This is a genomic window from Kordiimonas lipolytica (genome assembly GCF_042651265.1).
GTDB lineage: Bacteria > Pseudomonadota > Alphaproteobacteria > Sphingomonadales > Kordiimonadaceae > Kordiimonas > Kordiimonas lipolytica.
In genome coordinates this window covers 1-2,185 of the sequence record NZ_JBHSCR010000009.1, presented here as the reverse complement: position 1 = coordinate 2,185, position 2,185 = coordinate 1, and the positions used below count along the sequence as shown (strand labels likewise).

Annotated in this window: 2 protein-coding genes and 1 pseudogene; all 3 read right to left on the bottom strand. The window is 62.0% G+C overall.

The annotated features are described in order from the left end of the window. Window positions 1-1,267: pseudogene (gene tnpC, locus ACFO5Q_RS11555) on the bottom strand (IS66 family transposase); the annotation flags it as partial. An 84-nt stretch (window positions 1,268-1,351) separates the two neighbouring features. Next, complete coding sequence (gene tnpB, locus ACFO5Q_RS11550) at window positions 1,352-1,699, bottom strand: IS66 family insertion sequence element accessory protein TnpB (RefSeq protein WP_380084361.1); 348 nt, start codon at window positions 1,697-1,699, stop codon at window positions 1,352-1,354. Beyond that, window positions 1,696-2,100: an IS66-like element accessory protein TnpA gene (tnpA, locus tag ACFO5Q_RS11545; protein ID WP_197421011.1), complete on the bottom strand. Its 405-nt coding sequence runs from the start codon at window positions 2,098-2,100 to the stop codon at window positions 1,696-1,698. The genes tnpB and tnpA overlap by 4 nt, the downstream gene beginning before the upstream one ends. Between the last annotated feature and the right edge of the window lie 85 nt (window positions 2,101-2,185).

The window sequence follows — 2,185 nt, the reverse complement described above, 5'->3', positions numbered from 1 at the left end:
CCCAGTGCCTGTCCGAGCGGGGATTTGCCCAGCACCCGCGCCTGGCTTTGGTCAAGCCATATCTTGAAGGCGTCCATCAGCGGTGCGGCACGCTCTTGTCTGACCGCGAGGCGCACGTCAGCACTCTGGCCCCGGATGTCGGCCTCAATTCGGTAGAGGACGGCGATGCGCTTCAGGCCCTCTTCAGCGATCGGGGCAACATTGTTCTTTGCCACATCCATCAGCTTGCGGCGGGCATGAGCCCAGCAATAGGCGAGGTTGAGCGGCGCCTCCGCCCGTCTAGCAAGGCGGTTATAGCCAGCATACCCGTCCACTTGCAGTGTCCCCCTGAAGCCTGAGAGCATATCCTCACCATGCTGGCCACTTCTGCCCGGTGCATAAGAAAGGCCACCCCGGGTGGACCCTCGCCATTCCATGGCCGGTCGTCGCGCGCCAGCGCCCATAGATAGCCGGTTTTGGTCTTGCGCCGCCCGGGGTCCAGGACGGGCACCGGCGTCTCGTCCATGAAGAGTTTCGATGATCGCTTGAGCTGATTGAGCAGGCAGTCATACACGGGCCTGAGCTCAAACGCTGCCCGCCCGACCCAGCCAGCGAGTGTCGACCGGTCGAGCTTGATGCCCTGCCGGGCATAAATCTGGCTCTGGCGATAGAGCGGGAGATGATCGGCGTATTTGGAGATCAGAACCTGGGCCACTGTGGCTTCCGTCGGTAAGCCCCCTGGGATCAGGCGGCCTGGCGCAGGCGCCTGGACGATACCATCCTCACACGTCCGGCAAGCATAGCGGGGGCGGCGGGTGACGATCACCCGGAACTGGGCCGGGATGATATCCAGCCGTTCCGACACATCCTCGCCAATCGCATGCATGTGGCAGCCACAGGCACAGAGAGTGCTCTCGGGTTCGATGACCTCATCAATACGTGGAAGGTGCTGCGGCAGACTGGCGCGCTCACTCTTCGGCTGGCGAACCTTCTCCACAGCCTGGGCGGCGGTCTTGTCTTCGGTGGCGATGGCGACAATCCCAACCTCGATATCCTCAAGCGCCAGGTCATATTGATCCGGATCGAGCTTCTCGGAACGCCGCCCGAACATGGCTGCCCGGAACGCCTTCACCAGCGCCTCAAGCCGGGTGATGCAATCCTCCTTGGCGGAGATCACGCCTTCCTTCTGGATGATCACAGCTTCCTTCGCGGCAAGCTCTGCTGCCTGGGCGATAATCATCGCCTTCAGGGCTTCGGTATCATCGGGAAGGTCGGTCTCTTTGAACATGATCAGACCATAGCAAAACAGCGGCCCGAGCGGCAGGATTATTGTTTCCCTGAGTCACTCTGCCGCAGCTATCCAGAGACTTTGTCAGACCTTCGGTGTCCTCGCCCGGAGCGGCGTCACCCGCCGCCAGTCGAGACCGGCGAACAAAGCCTCAAACTGGGCATGGCTCAGCGTCATCATGCCCTCGTGCACCTCGGGCCAGGTGAAGCTGTGCTCTTCCAGCCGCTTGTAGGCCAGCACCAGACCGCTGCCGTCCCAATAGAGAAGCTTCAACCGGTCGGCCCGCTTCGCCCTGAACACAAACACCGTGCCCGTGAAAGGATCCTTCCTGAGCTCAGACTGGACCAGCGCCGCCAATCCGTCGTGGCCCTTGCGGAAGTCCACCGGCTTCGTCGCTACCAGGATACGCACCCGATTGGATGGGAAGATCATGCCCCAAGAGCTCCGAGCGCCTTGGCGATCTCGGCAATCCGCGCCGCTGGCGTTGCACCGTCAAGCCGTACCGTAACACCGCCCGAGATGACATCGACCGTGCCAGCCAGGATGGGCGCAGACCCCGACCGGGACGGCGCATCGTCCTCCACACAGACAGGAGCAAAGAAGCCGACCTCGTCATCCTCCGGCAGCACCAGCTTGCCCTGTCGCGCCAGGCGTCGCCAGGTCGACAGATGGTTGGGACGAAGGTCATACCGCCGAGCAACACCATCTACCGTCGCGCCCGCCCTCAACGTCTCCGCTACAATCCGCGCCTTCACCTCATCAGGCCATCGCCGCTGACCCTTCGGCGTCATGACAATCTGCGAAACGACATCACTCTCACGCTGTAGCTCCATATGGCCTCCCATGGACAAAATCACTCCCTGCACCTTGTGGCAGATCATGAACTCATACGGAACGTGGGGGAAAATCACCGCTTAC

Coding starts and splice junctions, on each gene's coding strand:
- tnpB (WP_380084361.1), bottom strand. CDS start 1,699: ATGATCTTCCCATCCAATCGGGTGCGTATCCTGGTAGCGACGAAGCCG.
- tnpA (WP_197421011.1), bottom strand. CDS start 2,100: ATGGAGCTACAGCGTGAGAGTGATGTCGTTTCGCAGATTGTCATGACG.